The organism is [Actinomadura] parvosata subsp. kistnae (assembly GCF_900323885.1).
In the GTDB taxonomy this organism is placed as follows: domain Bacteria; phylum Actinomycetota; class Actinomycetes; order Streptosporangiales; family Streptosporangiaceae; genus Nonomuraea; species Nonomuraea composti.
This window is the reverse complement of record NZ_OOHJ01000023.1, coordinates 193,637-218,949: the sequence shown is the minus strand read 5'-3', so window position 1 is coordinate 218,949 and position 25,313 is coordinate 193,637. Positions and strand designations below refer to the sequence as shown.

At 74.7% G+C, this 25,313-nt stretch carries 20 protein-coding genes; 12 read left to right on the top strand and 8 right to left on the bottom strand.

Features of this window, described 5'->3' with window-relative positions; genetic code table 11:
- Nucleotides 1–42 precede the first annotated feature (42 nt).
- The gene (locus KIS93_RS52465) at nt 43–747 is read right to left on the bottom strand and encodes an ArsR/SmtB family transcription factor (RefSeq protein ID WP_080037445.1); all 705 of its coding nucleotides are present in this window, start codon (nt 745–747) and stop codon (nt 43–45) included.
- 65 nt (nt 748–812) lie between these two features.
- On the opposite strand from KIS93_RS52465, the gene KIS93_RS52460 reads away from it, so the two are divergent.
- Nucleotides 813–2,318: an MFS transporter gene (locus KIS93_RS52460; RefSeq protein ID WP_080037444.1), complete on the top strand. Its 1,506-nt coding sequence runs from the start codon at nt 813–815 to the stop codon at nt 2,316–2,318.
- Nucleotides 2,278–3,270: a magnesium/cobalt transporter CorA gene (corA, locus tag KIS93_RS52455; RefSeq protein ID WP_080037443.1), complete on the top strand. Its 993-nt coding sequence runs from the start codon at nt 2,278–2,280 to the stop codon at nt 3,268–3,270. The genes KIS93_RS52460 and corA overlap by 41 nt, the downstream gene beginning before the upstream one ends.
- Nucleotides 3,271–3,297: 27 nt before the next feature.
- Here corA and KIS93_RS52450 read toward each other — a convergent pair whose 3' ends face one another.
- The 5 genes from KIS93_RS52450 to KIS93_RS52430 all read right to left on the bottom strand — a co-directional run bounded on the left by KIS93_RS52450 (nt 3,298) and on the right by KIS93_RS52430 (nt 10,268).
- Nucleotides 3,298–4,080, bottom strand: coding sequence for a sensor histidine kinase (locus KIS93_RS52450; protein WP_186404955.1), 783 nt, complete (start codon nt 4,078–4,080; stop codon nt 3,298–3,300).
- A gap of 5 nt (nt 4,081–4,085) precedes the next feature.
- A complete protein-coding gene (locus KIS93_RS52445) occupies nt 4,086–4,334 on the bottom strand; it encodes a hypothetical protein (RefSeq protein WP_186404954.1) in 249 nt (82 codons plus the stop codon).
- Between the two features lie 109 nt (nt 4,335–4,443).
- Nucleotides 4,444–5,679: a hypothetical protein gene (locus tag KIS93_RS52440; protein ID WP_155126684.1), complete on the bottom strand. Its 1,236-nt coding sequence runs from the start codon at nt 5,677–5,679 to the stop codon at nt 4,444–4,446.
- Between the two features lie 114 nt (nt 5,680–5,793).
- Entirely contained in the window at nt 5,794–7,491 is a 1,698-nt protein-coding gene (locus KIS93_RS52435; RefSeq protein ID WP_080037440.1) for a peroxidase family protein, read from the bottom strand.
- 92 nt (nt 7,492–7,583) lie between these two features.
- Nucleotides 7,584–10,268, bottom strand: a complete 2,685-nt coding sequence (locus KIS93_RS52430; protein WP_155126681.1) for a CHAT domain-containing protein — start codon at nt 10,266–10,268, stop codon at nt 7,584–7,586.
- 120 nt (nt 10,269–10,388) lie between these two features.
- On the opposite strand from KIS93_RS52430, the gene KIS93_RS52425 reads away from it, so the two are divergent.
- The 3 genes from KIS93_RS52425 to KIS93_RS52415 are packed head-to-tail and all read left to right on the top strand — an operon-like array spanning nt 10,389 to nt 12,808.
- Nucleotides 10,389–11,711 (top strand): S8/S53 family peptidase, encoded by a 1,323-nt coding sequence (locus KIS93_RS52425; protein WP_080037438.1) that lies wholly within the window; start codon nt 10,389–10,391, stop codon nt 11,709–11,711.
- Nucleotides 11,712–11,745: 34 nt separating this feature from the next.
- Nucleotides 11,746–12,354: an RNA polymerase sigma factor gene (locus KIS93_RS52420; RefSeq protein WP_080037437.1), complete on the top strand. Its 609-nt coding sequence runs from the start codon at nt 11,746–11,748 to the stop codon at nt 12,352–12,354.
- Nucleotides 12,347–12,808 carry a hypothetical protein gene (locus tag KIS93_RS52415; RefSeq protein WP_080037436.1) on the top strand — a complete coding sequence of 154 codons (462 nt, stop codon included), beginning with the start codon at nt 12,347–12,349 and terminating at the stop codon, nt 12,806–12,808. Before KIS93_RS52420 ends, KIS93_RS52415 begins: the two co-directional genes overlap by 8 nt.
- A gap of 67 nt (nt 12,809–12,875) precedes the next feature.
- On the opposite strand, the gene KIS93_RS52410 is transcribed toward KIS93_RS52415, so the two are convergent.
- Nucleotides 12,876–13,514, bottom strand: coding sequence for a TetR/AcrR family transcriptional regulator (locus KIS93_RS52410; RefSeq protein WP_246005496.1), 639 nt, complete (start codon nt 13,512–13,514; stop codon nt 12,876–12,878).
- Nucleotides 13,515–13,603: 89 nt separating this feature from the next.
- Here KIS93_RS52410 and KIS93_RS52405 point away from each other — a divergent pair, with 89 nt between their 5' ends.
- The 7 genes from KIS93_RS52405 to KIS93_RS52375 all read left to right on the top strand — a co-directional run bounded on the left by KIS93_RS52405 (nt 13,604) and on the right by KIS93_RS52375 (nt 21,407).
- Nucleotides 13,604–14,809, top strand: coding sequence for a cytochrome P450 (locus KIS93_RS52405; RefSeq protein ID WP_230466041.1), 1,206 nt, complete (start codon nt 13,604–13,606; stop codon nt 14,807–14,809).
- Nucleotides 14,810–15,044: 235 nt separating this feature from the next.
- Nucleotides 15,045–15,248 carry a CbtB domain-containing protein gene (locus KIS93_RS52400; RefSeq protein ID WP_080037434.1) on the top strand — a complete coding sequence of 68 codons (204 nt, stop codon included), beginning with the start codon at nt 15,045–15,047 and terminating at the stop codon, nt 15,246–15,248.
- A 12-nt stretch (nt 15,249–15,260) separates the two neighbouring features.
- Entirely contained in the window at nt 15,261–16,121 is an 861-nt protein-coding gene (locus tag KIS93_RS52395; protein WP_080037433.1) for a CbtA family protein, read from the top strand.
- A gap of 5 nt (nt 16,122–16,126) precedes the next feature.
- Nucleotides 16,127–16,963: a histidine phosphatase family protein gene (locus KIS93_RS52390; protein WP_155126678.1), complete on the top strand. Its 837-nt coding sequence runs from the start codon at nt 16,127–16,129 to the stop codon at nt 16,961–16,963.
- Nucleotides 16,964–16,966: 3 nt separating this feature from the next.
- The gene (locus KIS93_RS52385; protein WP_155126675.1) at nt 16,967–19,291 is read left to right on the top strand and encodes a VWA domain-containing protein; all 2,325 of its coding nucleotides are present in this window, start codon (nt 16,967–16,969) and stop codon (nt 19,289–19,291) included.
- Nucleotides 19,292–19,293: 2 nt separating this feature from the next.
- Nucleotides 19,294–19,896: a cob(I)yrinic acid a,c-diamide adenosyltransferase gene (cobO, locus tag KIS93_RS52380; protein WP_080046560.1), complete on the top strand. Its 603-nt coding sequence runs from the start codon at nt 19,294–19,296 to the stop codon at nt 19,894–19,896.
- A complete protein-coding gene (locus KIS93_RS52375) occupies nt 19,890–21,407 on the top strand; it encodes a cobyrinic acid a,c-diamide synthase CobB (RefSeq protein WP_080037431.1) in 1,518 nt (505 codons plus the stop codon). The genes cobO and KIS93_RS52375 overlap by 7 nt, the downstream gene beginning before the upstream one ends.
- Here KIS93_RS52375 and KIS93_RS52370 read toward each other — a convergent pair.
- Entirely contained in the window at nt 21,362–25,276 is a 3,915-nt protein-coding gene (locus KIS93_RS52370) for a cobaltochelatase subunit CobN (RefSeq protein ID WP_080037430.1), read from the bottom strand. The genes KIS93_RS52375 and KIS93_RS52370 overlap by 46 nt on opposite strands.
- Nucleotides 25,277–25,313 lie beyond the last annotated feature (37 nt).

Below are 25,313 nucleotides of genomic sequence, written 5' to 3'. Positions count from 1 at the left end.
CCCGCCCGCCGCTCAGCTCAGCCGTCCCAACCGCCCCGCGGCTCAGGCGTCCCAGTCGAGGGGGACGCCGAACGTCCGGTGCAGGCCGGTGCGGCCGGCGTCGGTGAGGTGCACGACCCGCCTGGCCCGCCCCTTGCGCAGCCACTCCAGCTCGAACAGCCGCCGCGTCACCGCCGCGCCCAGCGCCCCGGCCAGGTGGTGGCGGCCCTCGCCCCAGTCGACGCAGTAGCGGATCGCGGGCCGCCGCCGGGAGAACTCGCCGGCGTCGATGCCGAAGTCGCCCAGCACGCCGAGCCCAGCCGGGGTGATCCGGTAGCCGCCGCCGCTGCCGTCGAGCACCCCGCCGTCCACCAGCGCGGCGAGCAGCGCGACACCGAGCTGCCCGGCCAGGTGGTCGTAGCACAGCCGGGCCCGCATCAGCGCGTGCGCGCGCACGCTGTCGCTCAGCGAGCGGACCGGCAGCGGCCGGGCGATCCTGGCCAGCTCCTCCAGCGCGCGGGCCACGTCGGTGCTGGCCAGGCGGTAGTAGCGGCGCCGGCCGTCGTGCTCGACGGTGAGCAGCTTGGCCTCCCGCAGCCGGGCCAGGTGGCCGCTGATCGTGGACAGGCTGACGCCGGCCTCGGCGGCCAGCGCGCCGGCCGGCAGGGCGCCGCCGTCGGCGAGGGCGCGCAGCACCTTGGCGCGCGAGGGGTCGCCGATGGCCGCCGCGACCTCGGCGATGTCGGTCTCCGTCGCGGTCTTCCACATGACGTCCAGGCTATGCCGGGGACACTTCGGCGAGCACCGTAGTCATCCCGTACGAGGCTGGGGTCATGGCTGTTCCCGAACGTCACCGCTCCTCCGCCGGCAGGTGGCCGCTGGTCGCGCTCTGCCTGGGCTACTTCCTCGTCATCCTGGACGTCACCGTGGTCGCCGTCGCCGTCCCCGTGATCGGCGCGAGTCTGCGTGCCGATCTGACCGTCCTGCAGTGGGTGGTGGACGGTTACACGCTCGCGTTCGCCGGGCTGCTGCTGATGGGCGGCGGGCTCGGTGACCGGGTCGGCGGCCGGCGGGTGTTCCTCGCGGGGCTGGCCGTGTTCACGGTGGCGTCGGCGGCGTGCGGGCTGGCGCCGAGCGCCGGCGTGCTGGTCGGCGCCCGGCTGGTGCAGGGGGCGGGCGCCGCGATGATGGTGCCGGCCTCGCTCGCGCTGCTCCGCGCCGCCTACCCCGACAGCGGGGCGCGGGCGCGGGCGTTCGGCGTGTGGGGCATGGTCGCGGGGCTCGCCGCCGCAGCCGGGCCGGTGCTCGGCGGGGTGCTGGTGGCCGCCGCCGGGTGGCGCTCGGTGTTCTTCGTCAACCTGCCGTTCGGGCTGCTCGGCTTCCACCTGACCAGAAGGTACGTCCCCGCGCCCGCCCCGTCCGGCCCCCGCGCCGGGCTCGACGTGCCCGCCCAGGTGACGGGGGCCCTGTGCCTGGGCGGGCTGACCTGGGCGTTGATCGAGGCGGGCGGGCACGGCTGGGCGTCGCCGCTGACGCTGGGCGGGTTCGTCCTGTTCGGGCTGGCGCTGCCGGCCTTCCTGCTGCTCGAACGGCGGGCGCGGGCGCCGATGGTGCCGCTGGAGCTGTTCGGCGAGCGGCGGTTCTCCGCGTCGGCGGTCGTGGGCGTGCTGCTCAACCTCGGGTTCTACGGGCTGCTGTTCGCCGTGCCGCTGTACTTCCAGCAGGTACGGGGGCTCGGCGCGTTGCCGACCGGGCTGGCCATGCTGCCCATGGCGTTGATGCCCATGATCGCCTCACCGCTCGGCGGGCGGCTCGCCGGGCGGCGCGGCCCCCACGTGCCGATGGCGTACGGGCTGGTGCTCGGCGCGGCCGGGCTGCTCGGCTGGCTCGTCGCCGACCGGGACACGGCGTACTGGGCGCTGGTCGCGCCGATGGTGCTCACCGGGTTCGGGACCGGGTTCACGATGCCCGCCGCCACCGCCGCCGTCATGGAGGCGGCGCCCGCCGAGCTGGGCGGGGCCGCGTCGGCCGTCTTCAACGCCGCCCGGCAGACGGGCAGCGCCATCGGCGTGGCCCTGGTCGGCACGCTGGTCGCGCACGGCGGCGGGCTGGTGGCGGGGCTGCGGGCGCAGGCGGTGGCGGGCGCCGCCGCCTTCCTGCTCGCCGCCGCCCTGACCGTCCTCGCCATTCGCCCGCCGCGCGGGGGATTTGCGAGCGGCCGGAGCGGGCGGCCGGTGCGCGAGGCCGGTGACGACGGCCCGTGCGGGCGAGTTGTCCGCGTACGCGACAATACCGAGTGTGATTGTGGACCAGGCGATCTACCGCGACGGCGTGCGTGAGACCATCACCGGCGACATCAGCGACGCCTTCAACGCCGCACGGGCCAGGGGCGACTCCTTCCTGTGGATCGGCCTGCACGACCCCTCGCAGGAGGAGTTCGACCTGATCACCCACGAGGTGAAGCTGCACCCGCTCGCGGTCGAGGACGCCATCCACGCCCACCAGCGCGCCAAGCTCGAACGCTACGACGACACCCTGTTCGTGGTGCTCAAGCCGCTGCTCTACGCCGACGAGACCTCCGACATCGAGGTCGGCGAGATCAACCTGTTCCTCGGCCACGACTTCGTCATCAGCGTCCGGCACGGGCAGGCGGCGCCGCTCGGCGCGGTGCGCCGCCGCCTCGAGTCCGACCCCGCCCTGCTCGCCGCCGGCCCCTCCGGGGTGCTGTACGCGATCTGCGACCAGGTCGTGGACGACTACGGCCGCATCACGCACGAGATCGAGGGCGACCTGATCGCACTCGAACGCCGTGTCTTCAGCGGCGAGTACGCCGACGCCACCGAGGACATCTACTCGCTCAAACGCGAGGTCCTCGAATTCCGCACCGCGCAGGACCCGCTGATCCCGGTGCTGGAGGAGATCGTCAAGGGCCGGGTGGAGCTGTGCTCGGCCACCCGCGAGCAGTTCCGCGACGTGCTCGACCACCTGCTGCGCGTGGACGCCCAGGTGGACGAGCACAACGAGCTCCTCACCAGCGCCCTGACCGCCCACCTGGCGCTGACCGGGCGCGAGCAGAACAAGGTTGCCATGCAGCAGAACGCCGACATGCGCAAGATCTCCTCGTGGGCGGCCCTCATCGCCGTGCCCACCATGATCGCCGGCATCTACGGCATGAACTTCGACCACATGCCCGAGCTGCACTGGGCCTTCGGCTATCCCCTCGCGCTGATCCTCATGGCCGTCGCCGTGGTCGTCGTCTTCCGGCTCCTGCGCCGGAGCGGGTGGCTCTGACGCCCCGGGTGCGGGAGCGGGAGGTCTTCACCAGGTGCGCGGGAGCGGGAAGCGGGCGCGTACCGTGAAACCGCCGTCCGGCTCCGGGCCGGTGTGCAGGCTGCCCTGCACCATCGCCAGCCGTTCCCGCATACCCACCAGCCCGTGCCCGGCGCGCCCGCCCGCACCCGCCAGAACGGGCGCGCCGGTCGCGCCCGACGGGGCGTTGCGGACCTCCAGGGTGAGGGCCTGCTCGTTGTAGCCGATGGCGACCGCCGTCGGGGCGGCGTCGGCGTGCCGCAGCACGTTCGTCAGGGCCTCCTGCAACACGCGGTACGCCGTGACGTCCAGGACGGGCGGCAGCCGGGGCAGGTCGGCGGGGGCGTCCAGCGTCACGGCGAGGCCGGCCTCCCGGACGTCTTCGATCAGCTCGTCCAGCCGCACCAGCGTCGGCATCGGCGCCACGTGCTCGCCATCCACGTGCTCACCGTCCCCACGCTCGCGCAGGAGGCCGACGAGGCCGCACATCTCCTCCACCGTCTGCCGCCCGAGCCGCTCCAGCCCGGCCACGACCTCCCGCTCGGCCGGCCGGTCACCGAGAAGCCGCCGCAACGCCCCCAGTTGCAGGGTCATCACGCTCACCGAGTGGGCGACCGCGTCGTGCACCTCCCGCGCGATGCGCGTGCGCTCCAACGCCACCGCCACCTGCGCGCTCACCTCCCGCTCCACCTCCAGCGCCGCCGTCAGGTCGGCGAGGCGGGTCGCGTGTTCGCGGGAGCGCCGGGCCGCGCGCCCGGCGCTCCAGCCCGTCCAGAGGAGCGTGCCGATCATGCCGGTCACCGTCGCGGCCGAGCTGCCCGGCGTGCCGAGGACGAGCGGGCCGGCAAGCAGGCAGAGGGCCGCGACGAGGGCGCCGGCCAGGGACGCCAGGCGGCGAGCACCAGGGCCGCGCCCATCCCGACCCCGGGCAGCCACGCGCCGCCGGGCAGGGCGCCGAGCCGGGCTTCGGCCACGGCCAGCACGGCGACCAGAGGTCCGAACACCACGGGAATGAGGCGTACGTCCCTCAGCCGCGTCCACGTCATGGCCCCCGATCGTAGGGTCGGCGCCCCCGCCCGCGACTCCGCCTAACGGGTGATCCTGACAGCACATCGCCTCCCCCTGACAGCGGACCCGGATGCCGCACGGCGGGGTTCAGCTGGTGATGGTCACGTCCCGCAGCAGGAAGTAGCTCATGGCGTCCGCCTGGAGGTACAGGTGGAACTTGTCCGCCTTGGGCTTGGCGGTCCGGTCGGCGGTGACGATGGTGGCGATCACGTACTTCTTGGCGACGTTGGCGCGGATCTGCCCGTACGCGAACGTGTCGAGGGTCATGTCGCTGCGGATGTTCACCGCGCTCGCGTCGAGCTTGGCCAGCCGCGCGGCGGCGGCCTTGGCCGCCTTGTCCGTCGGGAACGCCATCGTCACCTGCACCGCCCGCAGGTGCCCCCGGTACGCCGAGTAGGCGACCTGGATGGCCCGCTCGCACTTGTTCCTGGCCAGCACGCCCTGGCCGTCCACCGGGTCGCACGTGTCGTACGACCAGCCCCCGACCTTGTTCGCCTCGAACTTGACGCCCTCGAAGCGGAACTTCCAGTCGCCGAACTCGGTGTGCTCGATCGGCGAGCCGGGTGCGGCCTGCGCCGTGCCCCGCGTGGTGCCCGAAGACCCGTCGGACGCCTCCTCTGATGGTTCTCCGGACGGCTCCTCGGACGGCTCGGCCGCCGGCGGGTCGGATCGCAGGGGTGCCGTCGTAGGGCCGGACGTCCCGGTGCCGGACAGGCCGGTGGTCTGGGCGCGGGTGGTGTTGAAGTAGGCGACCGCGCCGGCCGTGCCGCCCAGGAGGAGGACGATGCCCAGGCCGGCGGACAGGCCGATGAGCAGGGTGTTGTGCCGCTTGACCGGCAGGCCGCCGTAGTCGTACGGGTTCTGGGCCAGGTCGTAGGGGTGGGCGGCGTAGGTGGTCTGGGGGTTCGCGTGCGGAGGAGGCCCGTAGGGGCCGGGGTCGGGCGGCGGCCCGTAAGCGTCGTGAGGCGGCCCGTAGGGGCCGGGCTCGGGCGGCGGTCCATAAGCGTCGCGGGGCGGCCCGTAGGACTCCGGATCGGGCGGCGGTCCATAAGCGTCGCGGGGCGGCCCGTAAGGTCCCGCGTCGGGGGGCGCGCCATAGGCGTCGCGTGGCGGCCCGCCCTGGCGGGGCTGCGGGCCGGGCTCCGGGCGGCCGGGGCCGTGGCGTGGCCCGCCGCCGGCGTCGCCCCACCCCCCGTACTCCGGAGGCGGGGCGGCCGGCGCCCCGTGCCGGGGAGGCGGCGCGACCGGGCCGGGGTGGTCGTGGGGCTGGGGTGCGGGCCGGCCCCAGGGGTCGTCGGGGTGGGGCTCCATTGGGTAGGTCATTGGCTCATTGTGGGGCGGTTCGGGCCGGTCGCCGCGGGTGCACCGCCAAGGGGTATGGGAGTGAACCAGGGCCGCGCGCCCGTACGTACTAGACGAAGGCCCGAGCGGAGGGCGTCACCCGACCGGGTTCAGCAGGCGCGGGTCGTGGTCGAACGCGTGCAGCACCAGATGCGCCATCGTGAACCGGCCGGAAGACGAGCGCAGGTCCGGCTGCCAGGCGGGGCGGCGGACGATCGAGTACCGGCTGCCCTCCATGGCGCGGTGCAGCACCTCGGCGACGATGCGGCCGCCGACGCCGGTGAGCACCCCGTCGTTGAGCTCCGCCTCGCGCAGGACGTAGAACCACAGCGGCGTGCGCGTGACGACCCGGTGCCGGTCGCCGGCGTCGAGCGTGGTGAGGTCGGCGCCCTGGTGGCCGGCGAGGATCTGGTCGGCGCCGAGCGGGGTGAGCTTCATGAACTCGGCCGCCTGCTGGCCGCCGGCGAGGCCGACCATGTCGGCGCGGACGAGGTTGCGGTAGGCGAGGTTGCGCTCGATGGCGGGGACGTGCTGCGCGCAGCCGCCGAACGAGGCGGGCGGGAGCTGCCCTAGGAAGCGGCCCAGCAGCGTGTCGATGCGTTTGGCCCGGTTGACCCGGCCGCCGGGCGGGGCGCACGCGGGGCCGGCCTCGCCATCGCCCGCGAGGTCGAACAGGCGCCGCCAGTCGGGGATCCAGCAGGACGGCAGCCGCCTGCCGCCGGTCAGGACGCCGGCGGTGCCGGAGAAGCTGAACAGCAGGGGCAGCGTCGCGGGCGCCTTCTGCCGGGGGTTGTCGGTCCGGCGGTCGCTGTTGAAGACGCTGTTCCACTGGTACGCGTCGCGCACCATGCTGTGCCCGATCCGGAACGCGGCGATCGAGAACTCGATGGGCATCGTGGGCGGCTGCCCTTGCCCGGCGCTCGCGTACGGGTCGCCGCCCCCAGGACCGCCCCCAGGACCGGTCCCGGTGCCGCCCCGGTAGAGGTCCTGGTACGGGTCGAGCGGGACTTCGAAGAACTGGCGGCCGCGGGTGAAGACGTCCTCGACGATGGCGGGGTCGACGATCCTCGGCAGGTAGTCGTGCCGCAGCACCCACTGGTAGTGCAGGACGACCTTCTCCCGCGCCTGCTCGAACAGCAGGGCCCGGGGCACGCCCCGCGCCGCGAGATCGCCCGCGATCCGGTTGTGGAAGCGGACGAACGCGAGGTGGAGCTGCGCGACCGCCAGGTTCTCGTCGTCGCGGGCGTCCGGGATCAGCGCCCGCCCGCCCTCCTCGGTGTCCTCCCGCGCCAGGTCGAACCCGTCGAGGTCGGGCAGCCCGTCCACCCCGGCGGTGCGGCCGGTGCGCAGCCGCACGCCGTCCGGCTCGTAGAACCTGGCACTGTCGGGGTGGCCGGGGCCGAGTCCGTAGAGGGAGTCGAGGTCGAGTGCCGGGGAGCGGCCCTGGACGAGCTGCTCGACGGTGACCCGCTCGCCGAGCGAGCCGCGGGTCTTGTTCTCGGTGAGGTCGTGGTCGACGAACTGGCCGAGGTAGGTGTATCCGGCCGGGATCGCGGAGTCGGGGCGGTCGGTGGCGCCGTCCGGGGTCATGGCCAGGGCGATGCGCTCGGACAGAGCCGTGTCCACGGTGCCGCCGGCCGGCACGGGCCGGTCGTGGCAGAGGGGGACGAGCCGGGAGAAGCGGAAGCGGCGCAGCTCCTCCCACGTCGAGGCCGGCCGGCAGCCGGCGCCCTGGCCGGGCCGGTAGACGCCCTCGCGGGTGACGTAGTACTCGCCGCGCTGGTGACGGTTCATGTGCGATCAGCTCCATCCGTCGGGTCGGGGTTCGCCCGCAATCCGCACCAGAGCGTCCGGGCCGCGGCTTGATACGGGTGCGTTCGCGGCGGTCATCCGGGGACGGTCGAGTCCGCCCCCATGCAGACGAACCCGGCCGCCACCGCGTACGCGGCCAGGTCCTCCCCCGCCACCTGCCGCTGTGCCTGAGCGAGCGCGGCGGCCGTGGAGTGGCCGGCGGCCAGCAGCTTGTGCAGGGCGATCATGAGGGTGGTGCTCTCGATGTCCAGGATGGACAGGACGGGCGCCACGATCGTGCGGGTGCCCAGGGCCAGGAGCGTGGCGCTGAGCCCGAGCAGCTCGTCCCCCGGCCGGACGACGAACCGGCCGCTGTCGCAGGCGGCGAGGATGACGATGCGGGGCGGGCGGCGCAGCCGTTCCAGGTCGTAGACGGTGAGCGGGCCGTCGGCCAGGCGCAGGGAGGAGAACAGCGGGTTGGTGGGGTGGACGTGGCCGTGCGCGGCGATGTGCGCGAGCCCGGCGCCGTCCAGCGCGGCCAGCACCGCCTCCGTACGGGCGGCCTCGTCGACCAGGGCGGGCACCGCGTGGATGGACGCGACCCCCTCGGCCTCCGCGCGCGCCCCGGGCAGGCCGGGCCCGGCCGCCGCCAGCACCCGCCCGCCTCCCGTCCGCGTCCCGCCGGCCTGGTCTCCCGTCCGCGTCCCGCCTGCCTGGTCGCCGGCGTGCCACAGGGTGGCCGACGGTGACAGGCACAGGGGGCGGCCCGCGCACGACGGCAGCACCGACCACGGCAGCGCCTGGACGGGCCCGCTGGGCACCACCACCAGCGGCCGGTCCCCCACGTCCCCGGCGAGCGGCCGCATCAGCAGCGCGTCGAGCCGGTCGGCGGTGCCGCGCAGCAGCAGCTCGGCGGCGTCCTGGCTGCCGGGCAGCGACTGCCGCCTGGCCATGCGCCGCAGGGCGAACGGCACGCGCTCGACGAGCGAGCGGATCGGCCCCAGCGGCCCCAGCTCGCGCAGCCGGACCCGCCCTTCGACGACGGTGACGGCGTACATCGTCTCGTCCACGTGCAGGAACTCGACGAGTGCCCGGTCACCGAGCGCCCGCCCCAGCTCGCGGGGCGGCACGGGCGCGGCGAGCGTTGCGAGGGCGGCGCCTTCGGCGTGGTGGCGGCAGTAGTCGCGGATCTCCCGCTCCAGCGCCACCTGCCGCTCCGTGAGCCCGGCGGTGCTCTCCCCTGAGGCGCGCCGGTCCTGGATCCCGGCGACCACCACCCGGAGCCGGCCGAGCAGGCCGGCCAGGCGGGGGTCGTCCGGCGGCCGGGCGGGCCTCATGAGCAGGTGCCGGGCGCGGCCCTGCTCCGCCCAGGCCAGCACCTCCTCGGGCCGGCCGTCCCGCAGCGCGGTCCGCAGGCCCAGCTCGGCCGCCCCGACGCGGATCCCGGACGCGTGCGCGCGCAGGTCGGTCGCGCCCAGGGTGGCGCGGTGCTCGTCGTGGACGCGTAACGCGGTGCGCAGCGCGATCTTGGCGCCGCGGCGGTCGCCGTCCGCCAGCCGTACGAGTGCTTCGGCGTGCCAGGCCTGCACGCGCTGGATGGCGGGCCCGCGCCGCCGTCGCCGCGCGGCGAGCCGGAGCTGGCGGCGGGCGCGCCCGCGCCAGCCGCGTGCGGCGGCCAGCCGGGCGGCCAGCATGCGGGCCTCCACCTCGGAGCCGAGCCAGCGGGCCGCGGCCAGCTCGTCCGCGCACCGCTCGACGCGCCCGACGCTCACGCGTCCCGGCTCCAGCGCCGCCGCCGACCGCACCGCCACGAACCTGGCCAGCACCGCCCATTCCGTCCGGCGCTGCCGGCCGAACGCCAGCGCCGCGCGCCGGGCCTCGCGCACGGCCTGCTCGTGCTCCCCTTCCAGGTACGCCGTGCGCGCGAGCAGCAGCCGGGCCTCGGGCAGCCCCACCTTGCGCTTGCGCCGCCCGAACTCCGCCAGCGTCTCCTCGGCCGCCTCCCTGGCCTCCGCGATGAGCCCGGCCGACAGCAGCAGCTCGGTCCGGTCGGCCAGCGTCCAGCAGAGCTGGTGGGTGCCGAGCCGGCGGAAGCGCCGCTCGGCGAGGTCGAGGTAGCGCAGCGCGGCCGGCACGTCGCCGCGGTGGGCGCAGATCCAGCCGAGGTTCTGCCACACGATGGCCAGCGACAGGTCGAGGCCGAGCCGCCGGCACAGCCGCTCCGCCTCGTGCAGGTCGTGCTCGGCGGCGGCGAACGCGTTGCGGTAGCCGTGCACGATCGCCCGGTTCGACAGGACGCGTTGCAGCCACAGGTGGTCGCCGGCCTGTTGCAGGGCGGGCACCGCGAGCCGGTAGGCGGCCAGCGCCTCGTCGGGCCGGCGCAGGTGGTTGAAGATCACGGCCCGCTGCGCCTCGGCCCTGGCCCGGCCCGCGCCGCGCAGGTCGGGCACCGCCCGGTCCACCTCGCCCAGCGCCTGCTCCATGCGTCCCTGCACGCAGCGCACGAACGACAGGCGCAGGCGCGCCTGCGCGGCCAGCTCCGGCGCCCCGGCCCGCTCGGCCAGCCGGATGGCGTCACGCAGGTGCCGCGCGGCCACCGGCAGGTCGGTGACGTGCAGCGACGCGATGCCCAGGGCCCGCGCCGCGACCGAGGCGAGCCCGAGGTCGCCGGCGGCCCGCGCCCGCCGCGCCACGCCGGCGGCCACGCTCATCAGGCGCGCGGGGTCGGACTCGGCGAGCCGCAGCAACTCCGCGCCCGGATCGGAAGGGCTCTGACTCACGGACGGGAGTGTGCCGCGTCAGCGCCCGCGTGTGATGTATCACGGCGGCGACAACTGCTCTCTGTTTCTCAGCGCGCGCTACCACCCCACCCCGCCACCACCCCACCCGAGGAGACAGCGATGGCCGACTACAACGTGGTCAGGCGCCGGATCGAGGCGTTCTTCCGTGACCAGATCATCATCGATCCGAAGGACGTGCGCCTGGTGGGCGGCGAGCTCACCGCGCTCGGGATCGAGCAGAAGCGCGTCGCCTCCGACCGGCGGCTCGGGCTCGACCTGTTCGAGCTCGACGGGCTGGCGCAGGGCGCCGGCAAGCTCGACCCCGGGCTCAGGGAGCGGGTCAAGGCGGCGGCCGTGGGCGCGTACGAGGACGGCGAGGAGCCTTCCGACCTGGACCTGCTGCTGTTCCACGTGCGGGAGAAGTCCGCCGCCGAGCACGCCGGCTACCGGCCGGTCGTGGCGAAGAACCGGGTGTACGAGAACATCGAGGGCTCGCCGTACAGCGGGGGCAGCGTCGGCGACGTGCGGCCCGCGCCCGCGTTCGACCTGCCCGCGCGCTCGGCCTCGACGCGCCGCCGGCCGCGCATCGGCGTGTTCGACACGCCCATGCACGCGCACCGCAAGTTCGCCGGCCGGTACGTGCTCGCCGGCGACGACGCGCTGCTCGACGACCGGCCGGAGTGGGTGTCGTTCAGCGGGCACGCGATCTTCGTCGCCTCGGTGGCGGCGCGGCAGGCGCCGGACGCCGAGTTCGTCGTCTACCCGGTGCTGGACGAGGAGCGGCTGACCACGAACTCGTGGAAGCTGGCCACCGCGATGGCCGGCGCCCTCGACGACGACCTCGACATGATGATCATCGCGCTGGGCGGCGCCACCGCCGACGGCCGGGAGCCGGTCGCGCTGGCCCGCGCCTGCGAGCGCACGGCCGGCATCGTGAAGGTCGCCGCCCTCGGCAACAACGGCCAGAACATGGCTGAGGCGCCGGAGGGCACCCAGTTCTCCGAGCTGCCGGCGAACATCCCGATGTGGCCGGCCGCCAGCTCCACCGTCATCGCGGTCGGGGCCAGGAGCGCGCACGGCTCGCCCGCGTTCTTCTCCCCCACCCCGGACGAGGCGCCCTGGACCGACTGCACGGCGCCCGGCGTGAACCTGCGCGGCCTGTTCCTGCCCGGCCAGGTCTGGATGGCCGACCTCGACGTGCTGAAGGGGGTGGCGCAGGTGACGGACCGCTCGGCCTGCTTCGCGCCGCCCGGCTACGCCACGTGGAGCGGCAGCTCGTTCTCCGCCGCGTACGCCGGAGGCGCGATCGCGCAGCAGGCGTACACGAAGGGAATCTCCGTCCTGGAGGTGGCGGACGGGCTGTTCGGGGAGGACCCTGGGAAGACCCCGAACACCGACGAGTCCGCCCCGCCCGCCGGCGTCGAGATCGTGCGAGTGACGTGATGGCGACGCGGGCGGCGCCTGCGAGGGACGTGCCATGCCCGACAGCATCGCGGTCGACACGCTGGTCATCCGCGCCCGCGACGGTGACCAGCGGGCGTGGGAGCAGCTCGTCGAGCGGTACGCGCCGATGCTCTGGTCGATCTGCAAGGCGTACGGGCTGGACCGCAGGGACATCGACGACGTCGTCCAATACGTCTGGATGCGGGCCGTGGAGCACCTGTCCCGCCTGCGGGTCCCCGAGCGGCTGGGCTCCTGGCTGGCCACCACGACCAAGCGCGAGTGCGTGCGCGTGCGCCGGGTCAGGTACCAGCGCGACAGCGCCGAGTACCCGCTCGACGCCGCCGCCGTCTCCGGCGACGAGGGCGACGACGTGGGCGACGACGTGGCGCGGGCGCTGGAGGAGGCCGAGCGCAACGCCGTGCTCCGCGCCGCCTTTGCCGAGCTGTCGCCCGGCTGCCGGCGCCTGCTGTCGCTCCTCGTGCGGGAGGTCCCCTACAGCGAGATCTCCGCGCGGCTGGGCATGGCGGTCGGCAGCATCGGCCCCACCCGTTCGCGCTGCCTGGCGCGGCTGCGCGCCGACGCGGCGCTGTCCGCGCTGATGAGCGCGGACGCCGAAGTGCGGGAAGGTGAAAGCCATGTCTGAGGCGTGGGACGATGACGAGCTCCTCTCCCGGCTGCGCGCGGCCATGACGGCCGCCGAGGCCGTCCCGCGCGAGATCGTCGAGGCGGGCCGGGCGGCGTTCGCCTGGCGGGACGTCGACCTCGACATGGAGCTGGCGGAGCTGACCTACGACTCCGCCGTGCACGCCGAGGCCGTGCCGGCCCTGCGTGCCGATTCGGCCGTGCTGCGGGCACTCACGTTCGCCGCCAGCCGGCTCACGATCGAGCTCGAGATCACCGACAGCTCCCTGCTCGGGCAGGTGGTGCCGCCGCAGGCGGGGGAGGTCCGGGTGCAGGGGCGGGCGGGCAGCGGGGGGCCGCTGGAGATCGACGACATGGGGGTGTTCGTCATCCGCGGCAAGCCGGACGGGCCGTTCCGGCTCCACTGCCGTACCCGGACGGGGCTCGACGTGTCGACGAGCTGGTTCACGCTTTAGGCGGTGTCGCCCTCGCCTTAGGCGGTGTCGTCCTCGCTTTGCGCGGTGTCGTCCTCGCGGTAGAGGGTCAGGAGGAGCGGCAGGGTCTGGGCGGCCATCTCGGCGGGCGAGCAGGGGCAGCCGCGCCGCAGCCAGTGGGTGGCGACGCTGAGCAGGGCGCCCGCCGTGAAAGCGGCCCGCACGTCGTGCGGGGTCTCGGCCGGGCCGGGGGCGGGGTGCCGGTGCGGTGCGCGTAGACGGCCACGGTGGCGCGGTGGCGCAGGTGGTCCATGACGCGGGCGCTGCCCTGCGGGCCCAGGACGCTGCGGTAGAGGCTGGCGTGCTCGGCGAGGTGCGCGAAGAAGGTGAGCAGCGTGTCGGGCGGAACCTCGGGGCCCTGCCGCTCCGTCTCGCCCGGGCCACACGGACCCGTCGGGGCGGCCGGCGCGTGCCCGGCAGGTGCCTCAGGGGTGCGGCCGGGGATGGCCTCGATCAGCTCGTCGATCATGGCGGTGCAGGCCGCCGCGGCCAGCTCGTGCACGTCGCGGTAGTGGTCGTAGAACGTGGAGCGGCTCACCCCGGCCCGCTCGGCGACGTCGGCCACGCTGATCCTGGACAGGTCACGGTGCTGGACGAGCTCGATGAGAGTCGCCCGCAGCGCCGCCTGAGTGCGACGCACCCGCGGATCGACCTGTTCCTCGCCGCGGTCTCTGGTGGTCGTCGTCACGCACGTCAGTGTAGTCTCCCGAACAATTGAAGGTTAGGCTACAGGTGTAGGGAAGTTGTGCTGTCGGACACCATGTTGATGGGAGAGCCTTGACCACCGACTCCACCGAAACGCTCCAGACCGCCCGCGGTTGCCCGTTCGCCCCCGCCGAGCAGCATCTGCGGTTCCTGCGCGAGCAGCCCGTCACCAAGGTCATGCTCGCCACCGGGCGCGAGGCGTGGGCGGCCACGCGTTACGAGGACATCCGCACGATCCTGAGCGACCCGCGCTTCAGCGCCGACCGCCGCCACCCCAACGCGCCCCGGCTGAGCAAGGCCGACGGGCAGATGGCCGACTCGCCGCTGCCGAAGATGCTGCTGGAGATGGACCCGCCCGAGCACACCCAGGCCCGCCGCCAGGTGATCGGCGAGTTCACCGTCCGGCGCATGGCGGCGCTGCGGCCGCGCATCCAGCAGATCGTGGACGAGCACCTCGACGCCATGCTCGACGGCCCGCGCCCCGCCGACCTGGTCAAGGCGCTGGCGCTGCCGGTGCCGTCGCTGGTGATCTGCGAGCTGCTCGGCGTGCCGTACTCCGACCACGACTTCTTCCAGGTCCACTCGGCGCAGCTGCTCAACCGCGCGGCCACCGAGCAGGAGCGGCAGCACGCCGTGCTGGAGCTGGTCATCTACCTCGACAAGCTGATCACGGCCAAGGAGCAGGAGCCCACCGACGATCTGCTCGGGCGCCAGATCGTCAAGCAGCGCGAGAGCGGCGAGGCCGACCACACGGCGCTGCTCAGCCTGGCGTTCCTGCTGCTCATCGCCGGGCACGAGACCACGGCGAACATGATCTCCCTGGGCACGTACATGCTGCTCCAGCACCCCGAGTCGATGGAGGCGCTGCGCGCGGACCCCGACAAGATCGGGAACGCGGTGGAGGAGATGCTGCGTTACTTCACCATCGCCGAGCTGGCGATGGCGCGGGTCGCGCGGGAGGACGTCGAGCTCAGCGGCACCGTCATCCCCGCCGGGTCCGGCGTCGTCATGCTGGCCAACGCCGGCGACCGCGACCCCGAGGCGTTCGAGGACCCCGACCGGTTCGACATCGACCGCGACGCCCGCAGCCACCTCGCCTTCGGCTACGGCCCCCACCAGTGCCTCGGCCAGAACCTGGCCCGGGTCGAGCTGGAGATCGTCTTCAACACGCTGCTGCGGCGCGTGCCCGGCCTGCGGCTCGCGGTGCCCGCCGAGGAGCTGTCGTTCAAGGACGACTCCACCGTGTACGGCATGCACGAGCTGCCCGTCACCTGGTAGGAACCCTCTTCCCGGTCGCCTGCCCGCCCATCCGGCGGGTCGGGCGACCGGCCATGATGTTGACGCGAACCGGATAGAAGGATACGTTCCGGTAGATTTCACGGTTGTCCAAGGGAAATCCGGTGAGATGCCGGTGCGGACGCGCCACTGTATCCGGGACCCAGATCCCGGGAGCCAGGTCGCTTGGCGGCCGTGACCTCGCTGTATGGGACGCGTCAACCCTGAGGAGGATCAGATGAGTGGCACCTCCACTCCTTCCGCCGCCACCACCGCCATTCCCTTCCCCCGCCTGCGCCCCTGGCTGGTGCTGGCCGTGCCCGTGTTGCTGCTCGTCGCGTACCTCGTCCTCATGGACAACGGCACCGTCTCCCAGACGGGGGCGCTCCTGCACGAGCTGATGCACGACGGGCGCCACCTGCTCGGCGTGCCCTGCCACTAGGCGGCGCGCGCGATGGTACGCACCCTGCTGGTCAGGGGCCTGCTGACAGGCCTGCTGGCCGGACTGATCGCGGGCGGCTTCGCCTTCGTCGTGGGCGAGCCGCACGTGGACAGCGCGATCGCCCTCGAAGAGGCAGCCGCGGCAAAGGCCGGAACCGGCGCTGGGACCGGCACCGGTGAGTCAGCCGGCCACGACCAGGCGGCCGGGCACGACCACACGGCTGGTTCCGGGGAGGCGGGCGGCCATTCTCACGGGGATGAGGCCACGGTCTCCAGGCCCGTGCAGAAGGCCGGGCTCTTCCTCGCCACCGGCCTGTACGGGCTCGCGGTGGGCGGGGTCTTCGCGCTCGTGTTCGCCGGGCTGCGGGGCCGGGTCGGCCCGCGTTCGGACGGACGGCTGGCGGTGGCCGCCGCCGGCGCCGCCTTCACCGCCGTCGTGCTCGTCCCGTTCCTGAAATATCCCGCCAACCCACCCGCAGTGGGCGACCCTGAGACGATCAACGGCCGCACGCTCCTGTACGTGGTGATCGTCCTGGTCGGGCTCGCCGCCACGGCCATCGCCGTCGCCACGGCCCGGCGCGTCACATCACCGGACCCCTGGGTCCGGGGGGTCGCCGCCACGGGCGCCTTCCTCGTCCCGGTGATCGCGGCCTGGGTGCTGCTGCCAGCCGTCAACGAGGTGCCCGACGGGTTTCCCGCGGCGTTGCTGTGGGAGTTCCGCATCGCCTCGCTCGGGACGCAACTCGTGTTCTGGGCGGCGTTCGGCGTGCTGTTCGGCTGGGCCGGCGACCGGGCAGCGGCCCGCCACCCCCTGACCACGCCCGGGTCACCGGCCTCCGCACCCCTGCCCTCGTCTTCGGGATCGTCGAGCTGATCCGGGTGTTGTTCATCCGGCACGCGACGACACCCGGCATGCGCGCCGCCTGTTTCCCCGCCGACGAGGACGCCGACCCGGCCGCCCTCACCCGCGCCGCCGCCCTCCGGCCGCTGGTGGCGGGCCGGGTGGCGTGGGTCTCCCCTGCCCGCGCGGCATGGCAGACCGCCCTCGCCATGGGCCTGCAACCACGTGTCTGCGATGCGCTCGGAGAGGCGGACTGCGGGCGGTGGCGCGGCCTGCCGTACGAACGGGTCGCGAGAGAGGAGCCCGAGGCCCTGGCCCGCTGGCTCTCAGACCCGCACGCCACCCCCCACGGCGGCGAGAGCCTGGCCGCACTGGCCCAGCGGGTGGCGACCTGGCTCGACACAACCCGAGCCCCGACACCGACCACACAGCCCACAGCCGCCGAGCGGCACACACCGGCCGAGCAGCATCCGCCGCCCGACCAGCACACGCCGGGAAGGCAGCGCCCACCGTTCGACCTGCGCACGCCTGCCGAGCAGCATGCGCCCGCCGAGCGGCACACACCGGCCGAGCAGCATCCGCCGCCCGACCAGCACACAGTGAGCGGGCGGCGCACACCGTCCGAGCCGAACACGCCCTCCAGCCCGCGCAGGTCCGCCGAACTGGGCACGCCCGCCGAGCGGGCGGAGGTCGGCGGGGCGTGGGTGGGTGGGGTGGTGGTTTGTGAGGTCGGGGTCATCAGGGCGGCGATCGGGCATGCGCTGGGGCTGGGCCCCGTGGGTGCCGCCCGGTTCGATCTCGCGCCCCTGTCCGCCACCGAGCTGGTCGCCGCGCAGGACGGCTGGCGGGTGGCGTACGTCAACCGAAAGGTCTGAGCTTTGATCGTCACCTATCCGTTCAGTGCCGTGGTCGGCCTCGACGACCTGAAGCTGGCGCTGGTGCTCAACGCCGTCTCGCCCCGGGTCGGCGGGGTGCTGGTGCGCGGTGAGAAGGGCACGGCCAAGTCCACGATCGTGCGGGCGCTGGCGGCGCAGTTGCCGGCCGTGGAGGTGGTGCCGGGGTGCAGGTTCGCGTGTGATCCGGCGGCGCCGGCGCCCGAGTGTCCCGATGGGCCGCATGATCCGGGCGCCGAGGGGGTCAGTCGTCCGGCCGCGCTGGTGGAGCTGCCGGTCGGCGCGTCGGAGGACCGGCTGGTCGGCTCCCTCGACGTGGAGCGGGCGCTGACGGAGGGGGTGAAGGCGTTCGAGCCGGGCCTGCTGGCCGCCGCCCATCGCGGCGTCCTGTACGTGGACGAGGTGAACCTCCTCCACGACCACCTCATCGACCTGCTCCTCGACGCCGCCGCCCTGGGCACGTGCTACGTCGAACGCGAGTCCGTGTCCGTCCGCCACGCGGCCCGCTTCCTGCTCGTCGGCACCATGAACCCGGAGGAGGGCGAGCTGCGCCCCCAGCTTCTCGACCGGTTCGGGCTGACGGTCGAGGTGAAGGCGTCCCGCGACCCCGCCGAACGCGCCGAGGTGGTACGGCGGCGGCTCGCGTTCGACGCCGACGCCGAGGCGTTCGCGGCGCGGTGGGCCGGCGCGGAGGCGGTGCTGGCCCGCCGGATCGCCGCCGCCAGGGCCCGGGTGGCGCAGGTGCGGCTGCCGGACGCGCGGCTGCGGCAGATTGCGACGGTGTGCGCGGCGTTCGAGGTGGACGGGCTGCGCGCCGACCTCGTCACCGCGAACGCCGCCGTCGCCCACGCCGCCTGGCAGGGCCGGGACAGGGTCACCACCGAGGACGTCCGCGCCGCCGCCCGGCTGTCGCTGCCGCACCGGAGGCGGCGGGATCCGTTCGACGCGCCGGGGTTGGACGAGGCGCTGCTGGAGGAGCTGCTGGAACGGACGTCCGGCGACGACGATGACGACCCCGACGGGTCCGGCGGACCGGACGGACCTGGCGGGCCCGGCGGGTCTGGCGGGCCTGGCGGACCTGGCGGGTCCGGCGGCGGCTCGGACCGGCCCTCCGGCACCGACTCCAACTCCGGCACTGGCACCGGCGGCACCGCCCCCGGCCATCCGGGCGACGGCCACGTGTCCGGTGACAGCCCGGACGACCAGACGGGAGGTGGGCGGCGAGGACATTCGGGCGATCGCCGCCGGCCGCCGCCCGGATCCGGGGCCGCGGCGGAGGGTTGGCGCGATGGCGCAACCCCCGGCGCCCACCACTCATCCTCGGCCGATGATGAGGCGGAGCGGGCGTCGCACCGCAACCGGTGCGGGACCGGCCCGGCGGACCTCGGGATGGACGGCGACGGCTCGGCAGGAGCGGGGGTGGATGGCGGGGCCGGGGTGTTGCGGGTGGCCGGGGTGGCGCGGCCGTACCGGGTGCCGTTGCTGGAGGTGCCGGGCGTGGGTGAGGGGGCGGCCGGGCGGCGGTCCAGGGCGCGGGGCTCGCAGGGGCGAGGCACCGGGGCGCGCCGGCCGTCCGCGCGGGTGCGTGACCTGCACGTGGCGGCGACCCTGCGGGCCGCGGCGCCGTACCAGCGGGAGCGGGGGCGCGGCGGCCCCGGGCTGGTGCTGCGCGGGGACGACCTGCGCGAGGTGGTGCGCGAGGGCAGGGAGGGGAACCTCGTGCTGTTCGTGGTGGACGCGAGCGGGTCCATGGCGGCGCGCAAGCGGATGACGGCGGTCAAGACAGCCGTGCTGAGCCTGCTGCTCGACGCCTACCAGCGGCGCGACAAGGTGGGGCTGGTGACGTTCAGGGGCGCGGGGGCCGAGGTGGCGCTGCCGCCGACGTCGTCGGTGGAGGCGGGGGCGGCGCGGCTGCGTACGCTGGCGACCGGCGGACGCACGCCCCTGGCGGCGGGGCTGGCGCGGGCGGCGGAGGTGCTGCGCGTCGAACGGCTGCGCGACCCCGCCAGGCGCCCCCTGCTCGTCCTGGTGACCGACGGGCGCGCCACGTCCGGCGGCGACGTGGAACGCGCGGCGGCCCTGCTGGCCGGCACGGCCGCGGTCGTCGTGGACTGCGAGAGCGGCCCGGTGCGGCTCGGTTTGGCGGTACGGCTGGCGGCCCGGCTGCGGGCGCGGCTCGTCCCCCTCGACTCGCTGACCGATCTCGGCTCGGTCGTCCACGACCACAGGGCGCGCGTTCCAAGACACGACCGCAGGACCCGCACTCCCGAGCACGACCACAGAGCGGGCGTTTCCAGGAAGGTGGGTTGATCGTGCCGCAGGGGAAGCCGGCCGTCGTGCCGGACGACGGTCTCACCACCCGGCAGCGCCGCACCAGGCCGCTGCTGATCGTGCACACCGGGCCCGGCAAGGGCAAGTCGACGGCGGCGTTCGGCATGGCGTTGCGGGCGTGGAACCAGGGGTGGCCGGTCGGGGTGTTCCAGTTCGTGAAGTCGGCGAAGTGGCGCATCGGCGAGGAGCGGGCGCTCAAGGTGCTCGGGGACAGCGGCGAGGGCGGCCCCGTCACCTGGCACAAGATGGGCGAGGGCTGGTCGTGGATCCAGCGGCCGGGCAGCGAGGAGGATCACGCGGCCGACGCCCGGGAGGGCTGGGAGCAGATCAAAAGGGACCTGGCGGCCGAGACGTACCGCTTCTACGTGCTGGACGAGTTCACGTACCCGCTGAAGTGGGGCTGGCTCGACCTGGACGACGTGCTGGCGGCGCTCACCGCGCGGCCGGGCAACCAGCACGTCGTGATCACCGGGCGCGACGCGCCCGAGCGGCTGGTCGAGGTGGCGGATCTGGTGACGGAGATGGGCAAGGTTCGGCATCCCATGGATGCCGGGCAGAAGGGGCAGAAGGGCATCGAGTGGTGACGATCCCGCGGCTGGTCGTCGCCGCGCCGGCGTCCGGGAGCGGGAAGACGACGGTGGCCACCGGGCTCATGGCGGCGCTGCAGGCGCGCGGCCTGCGGGTCTCGCCGCACAAGGTGGGCCCCGACTACATCGACCCCGGCTACCACGCGCTGGCCACCGGGCGGCCCGGCCGGAACCTGGATCCGTGGCTCCAGGGCGAGGAGCGGGTGGTGCCGCTGTTCCTGCACGGGGCGGCCGGGTGTGACGTGGCGGTGGTCGAGGGGGTGATGGGGCTGTTCGACGGCAAGGGGGACACCGACTTCGCCTCGACCGCGCACGTCGCCCGGCTGCTGGACGCCCCCGTGGTGCTGGTCGTGGACGCGGCGCGGCAGAGCCGGTCGGTGGCGGCGGTGGTGCACGGGTTCGCCACGTTCGACACGCGGGTGCGGGTGGCCGGGGTCGTGCTCAACCGGGTCGGGTCCGCGCGGCACGAGGAGTTGTGCCGCGCCGCGCTGGCCGGGATCGGGGTGCCGGTGCTGGGGGCGGTGCGGCGGGACGATGCCGTGTTCACGCCGTCCCGCCACCTGGGGCTGGTGCCCGCGGCCGAACGGCGGGGCGAGGCGGTGGCCGCGGTGGACCGGCTCGCCGCCCTGGTGGCCCGGTCGTGCGACCTCGACGCGCTGCTCCGGCTGGCCGCCTCGGCGCCGCCGCTGGCCGCGTCCCCCTGGGATCCGGACCGTCCCGGTGTGATGGCGGTGCCGGCCGCGTCCCGCAGGGATCCGGGTCACGCGGCCGATCGCGGGGTGGTCGCCGTGCCGGCGCCGGACCCGTCCCCCGGGGATCCGGCCCCGGGCGGCGGGCGGGAGCGGCCTGTGGTGGCCGTCGCCGGAGGGGCGGCGTTCACGTTCGGGTACGCCGAGCACGTGGAGCTGCTGCGGGCGGCGGGCGCGGACGTCGTGACGTTCGACCCGCTGCGCGACGAGCGCCTGCCCGACGGCGCCGGCGCGCTGGTGATCGGCGGCGGCTTCCCCGAGGTGTACGCCGCCGAGCTGGCCGCCAACGAGCCCCTGCGCGACCAGGTGGCGGCCTTCGGCGGGCCGATCGCGGCCGAGTGCGCGGGGCTGCTGTACCTGTGCGAGGAGCTGGACGGGCGGCGCATGTGCGGCCGGGTGCCCGGCCGGGCGTCGATGACGTCCCGGCTCACGCTCGGCTACCGGGAGGCCGTCGCGCTCGCCCGCACCCCGCTCACGAGGCCGGGCGAGCGGTTTCGCGGGCACGAGTTCCATCGGACGGCGGTCGCTCACGCGTCCGGGCCGCTGTTCCGCTGGGCGGACCCTCATCACGAGGGCGGCACCGATCGGAGCGGCGCTGGCATCGGCGCCGACCGCGCCGGTGCCGGCGGCCGGAGCGGCGTCGACGGGTACGGCGATGCTCTGGTGACGGCCTCCTACCTGCACCTGCACTGGGCGGGCAGCCCGGCGGCGGCTCAGCGGCTGGTGTCGTCCTCCAGGTCGCCCTCCGTCTTGAGGTAGACCTCCTGCAGCCCGCGCAGCACGTCGGGGTCCGGGTGCTCCCACATGCCGCGCTCGGCCGCCTCCAGGAGGCGCTCGGCGATGCCGTGCAGGGCCCATGGGTTCGACTCGGCCAGGAATGCCTGGTTGTCCTGGTCGAGCACGTACGTCTCGGTCAGCTTGTCGTACATCCAGTCGGCGACCACGCCGGTGGTGGCGTCGTAGCCGAACAGGTAGTCGACGGTCGCGGCCAGCTCGAACGCGCCCTTGTACCCGTGCCGGCGCATCGCGGCCAGCCAGCGCGGGTTGACGACCCGGGCGCGGAAGATGCGGGCGGTCTCCTCCGAGAGCGTCCTCGTGCGGACGGCGTCGGGACGGGTACTGTCGCCGACGTACGCGGCCGGGGCCCTGCCGGTGAGGGCGCGGACGGTGGCGACCATGCCGCCGTGGTACTGGAAGTAGTCGTCGGAGTCGGCGATGTCGTGCTCCTGGCTGTCGACGTTCTTGGCGGCCACGACGATCCGGCGGTAGGCGTCCTCCATCTGCGGGCGGGCGGCGACGCCGTCGAGGTCACGGCCGTAGGCGTAGCCGCCCCAGACGGCGTACACCTCGGCCAGGTCGGCGTCGTCGCGCCAGTTGCGGCTGTCGATGAGCGGCAGCAGCCCGGCCCCGTACGCGCCGGGCGCGGAGCCGAAGATCCGCATGGTGGCCCGCCGCTCGTCACTCCCCGCCGCTGAGCCCGCCGCTGAGCCCGCCGAAGGGCCGGCCGGCGTGCCGGCCAGCGTTGCCGCCACGTGGGCGCGTACATAGTTGTGCTCGTGCGGCTCGTCCAGGCCGGCGACGAGGCGTACGGCATCGTCGAGCATGCTCACCACGTGCGGGAACGCGTCCCGGAAGAACCCGCTGATCCGCACCGTCACATCAATCCGGGGCCGGCCCAGCTCGGCGAGCGGGATCGGCTCCAGGCGGGTCACGCGGCGGGAGGCGTCGTCCCACTCGGGCCGGACGCCGAGCAACGCGAGCACTTCCGCCACGTCGTCGCCCGCCGTCCGCATGGCGCTGGTGCCCCACACGGACAGGCCCACCGAGCGCGGCCACTCCCCCGTGTCGACGCGGTAGCGCTCCAGCAGCGACTCGGCCATCGCCTGGCCGGTCTCCCAGGCCAGCCTGCTGGGCACGGCGCGGGGGTCGACGGAGTAGAAGTTGCGGCCGGTCGGCAGCACGTTGACCAGGCCGCGCAGCGGCGACCCGCTGGGCCCGGCCGGGACGTAACCGCCGTCCAGAGCGTGCAGGACGTGGTCGAGCTCGTCGGTGGTGCGCGCCAGCCGGGGCACGATCTCGGTGGCGGCGAAGGTGAGGATGCGCGTGACGAGGCCGGTGTCGGGCCCCGGGGACACGTCCACGTCATCGGACGCGCCCCGCTCGGCGTCCGGCTTCTGGCGAGAAAGCAGCGCCCGGTCAGCGGGCGGCGTCCGGTCGGCGAGCGGCGTCCCTTTCGCGGGCGGCGGCCGGTCGGCGGGCGGCGTTCGGTCGGCGGGCGGAGGCCCGTCAGCGGGCGGCGGCCGGTCGGCGAGCGACGTCCCGTCGGCGAGCGGCGTCCCTTTCGCGGCCGGCGTTCGGTCGGCGGGCGGCGTCCGAACGGCGTCCGGCAGGGCGTCGGCGAGGACGGCGCGGACGACCTCAGGTGCCGTCTCAGGCGCCCAGCCCCGCTCCTCCATCCCCTCCACCAGCGCACGGGCCACCGCCTCGGCCCGATCCACGGCCGCCAGCCCCGCCGTCCCGTCCTCCGCCAGGCCGAGGGCTTCGCGCAGCCCCGGCAGGGTCTCGCGGCCCGCCCAGAGCTGCCGCGCCCGCAGCATGGCCAGCACCAGATCCACCCGCACCGGCCCGGCCGGCGCCTGGCCGAGCACGTGCAGACCGTCGCGGATCTGCGCGTCCTTCACCTCGCACAGCCACCCGTCCACGTGCAGCAGGAAGTCGTCGAACTCGCTGTCGTGCGGCCGGTCCGCCAGCCCCAGGTCGTGGTCGAGCCGGGCGGCCTGGATGAGGGTCCAGATCTGGGCCCGGATCGCGGGCAGCTTGGCCGGGTCCATGGCGGCGATGGTGGCGTGCTCGTCGAGGAGTTGTTCGAGCCGCGCGATGTCCCCGTACGTGTCGGCCCTGGCCATCGGCGGCACCATGTGGTCGACCAGCACGGCGTGCGCCCGCCGCTTGGCCTGGGTGCCCTCGCCGGGGTCGTTCACGAGGAAGGGGTAGACGAGCGGCAGGTCGCCGATCGCCGCGTCGGTGGCGCACGCGGCGGACATGCCGGCCGACTTGCCGGGCAGCCACTCCAGGTTGCCGTGCTTGCCGACGTGCACCATCGCGTGCGCGCCGAACTCGGCCGACAGCCAGCGGTACGCGGCCAGGTAGTGGTGGCTGGGCGGCAGGTCGGGGTCGTGGTAGATGGCGATCGGGTTCTCGCCGAAGCCGCGCGGCGGCTGGACCATGACGACGACGTTCCCGGCGCGCAGGGCGGCGAGCACAATGTCCCCGTCGTGCACGAACAGCTCGCCGGGGGGCGGGCCCCAGTGGCGTTCCATCGCGGCCCGCAGGTCGTCGGGCAGCGTGCGGTACCACTGCTCGTACGAGGCGGCGGAGATCCGTACCGGGTTGCCCGCCAGATGCTCCTCGGTCAGCCAGTCCGGGTCCTGTCCGCCGGCGGCGATGAGAGCGTGGATGAGCGCGTCGCCGTCCTGCTCGGCGACGCCGGGGAAGCCGTCGCCCAGGTCGTAGCCGGCCTCGGCGAGCCTGGCCAGCAGCCGTACGGTGCTGGCGGGGGTGTCGAGGCCGACGGCGTTGCCGACGCGGGAGTGCTTGGTCGGGTACGCCGACAGCATGACGACCAGGCGCCGCTCGCCGGGCGGGACGTGGCGCAGCAGCGCGTGCCGCACCGCGATGCCGGCCACCCGGGCGGCCCGCTCGGGGTCGGCCTCGTAGACGGTCAGCCCGTCCTCGTCGATCTCCTTGAACGAGAACGGCACCGTGATGATCCGCCCGTCGAACTCGGGGATCGCCACCTGCGAGGCCGCGTCCAGCGGCGACAGGCCGTCGTCGTTCTCCTCCCACGCCTGCCTGCCGGTGGTCAGGCAGAGCCCTTGCAGGATCGGGACGTCGAGGGCGGCCAGCGCGCCCACGTCCCACGCCTCGTCGTCGCCGCCCGCGCCCGCGGTGGCGGGGCGCGTGCCGCCTGCCGCCAGCACCGTCACGACGAGCGCGTCGGTGGCGCGCAGGGCGTCGAGCAGGTCGGGCCCGGCGGTGCGCAGGGACGAGCAGAAGATCGGCCTTGCCTGGCCGCCCGCGTCCTCGACGGCGTCGCACAGCGCCGCCACGAACGCGGTGTTGCCGGCCAGGTGGTGCGCCCGGTAGTAGAGCACCCCGATCACCGGCCCGGTGTGCGACCTGGCCGCCCGTTCCAGCCTCCCCCAGGACGGGGTCGGCGCCGGCGGCGCGAACCCGCGCCCGGTCAGCAGCACCGTGTCGCACAGGAACGCGTGCAGCTCGCCCAGGTTCGCGGGGCCGCCATGCGCCAGGTACGCGTGCGCCTCCGCGCACACGCCGCCGCTCACCGTGGACAGCTCCATCAGCTCGGCGTCCGGCGCCTGCTCCCCGCCCAGCACCACCACCGGCCGGGGGCCGGCCAGCAGCGCGTCAAGGCCCTCCGCCCAGGCACGCCGGCCGCCGAGCAGCCGCACGACGACCACGTCCACACCCTCCAGCAGCGCGGGCAGGTCGTCGGGGGTCAGCCTGGCGGGGTTGCCCAGCCGGTAGGGGGCGGCGCTCGCGCGGGCGCTCAGCAGGTCGGTGTCCGATGTCGAGAGCAGCAGGACGGTACGGCTGTCGCCAGGCACGGCGCATTCCTCCCTCGGGGTCCTCGCCCCGGTCGCG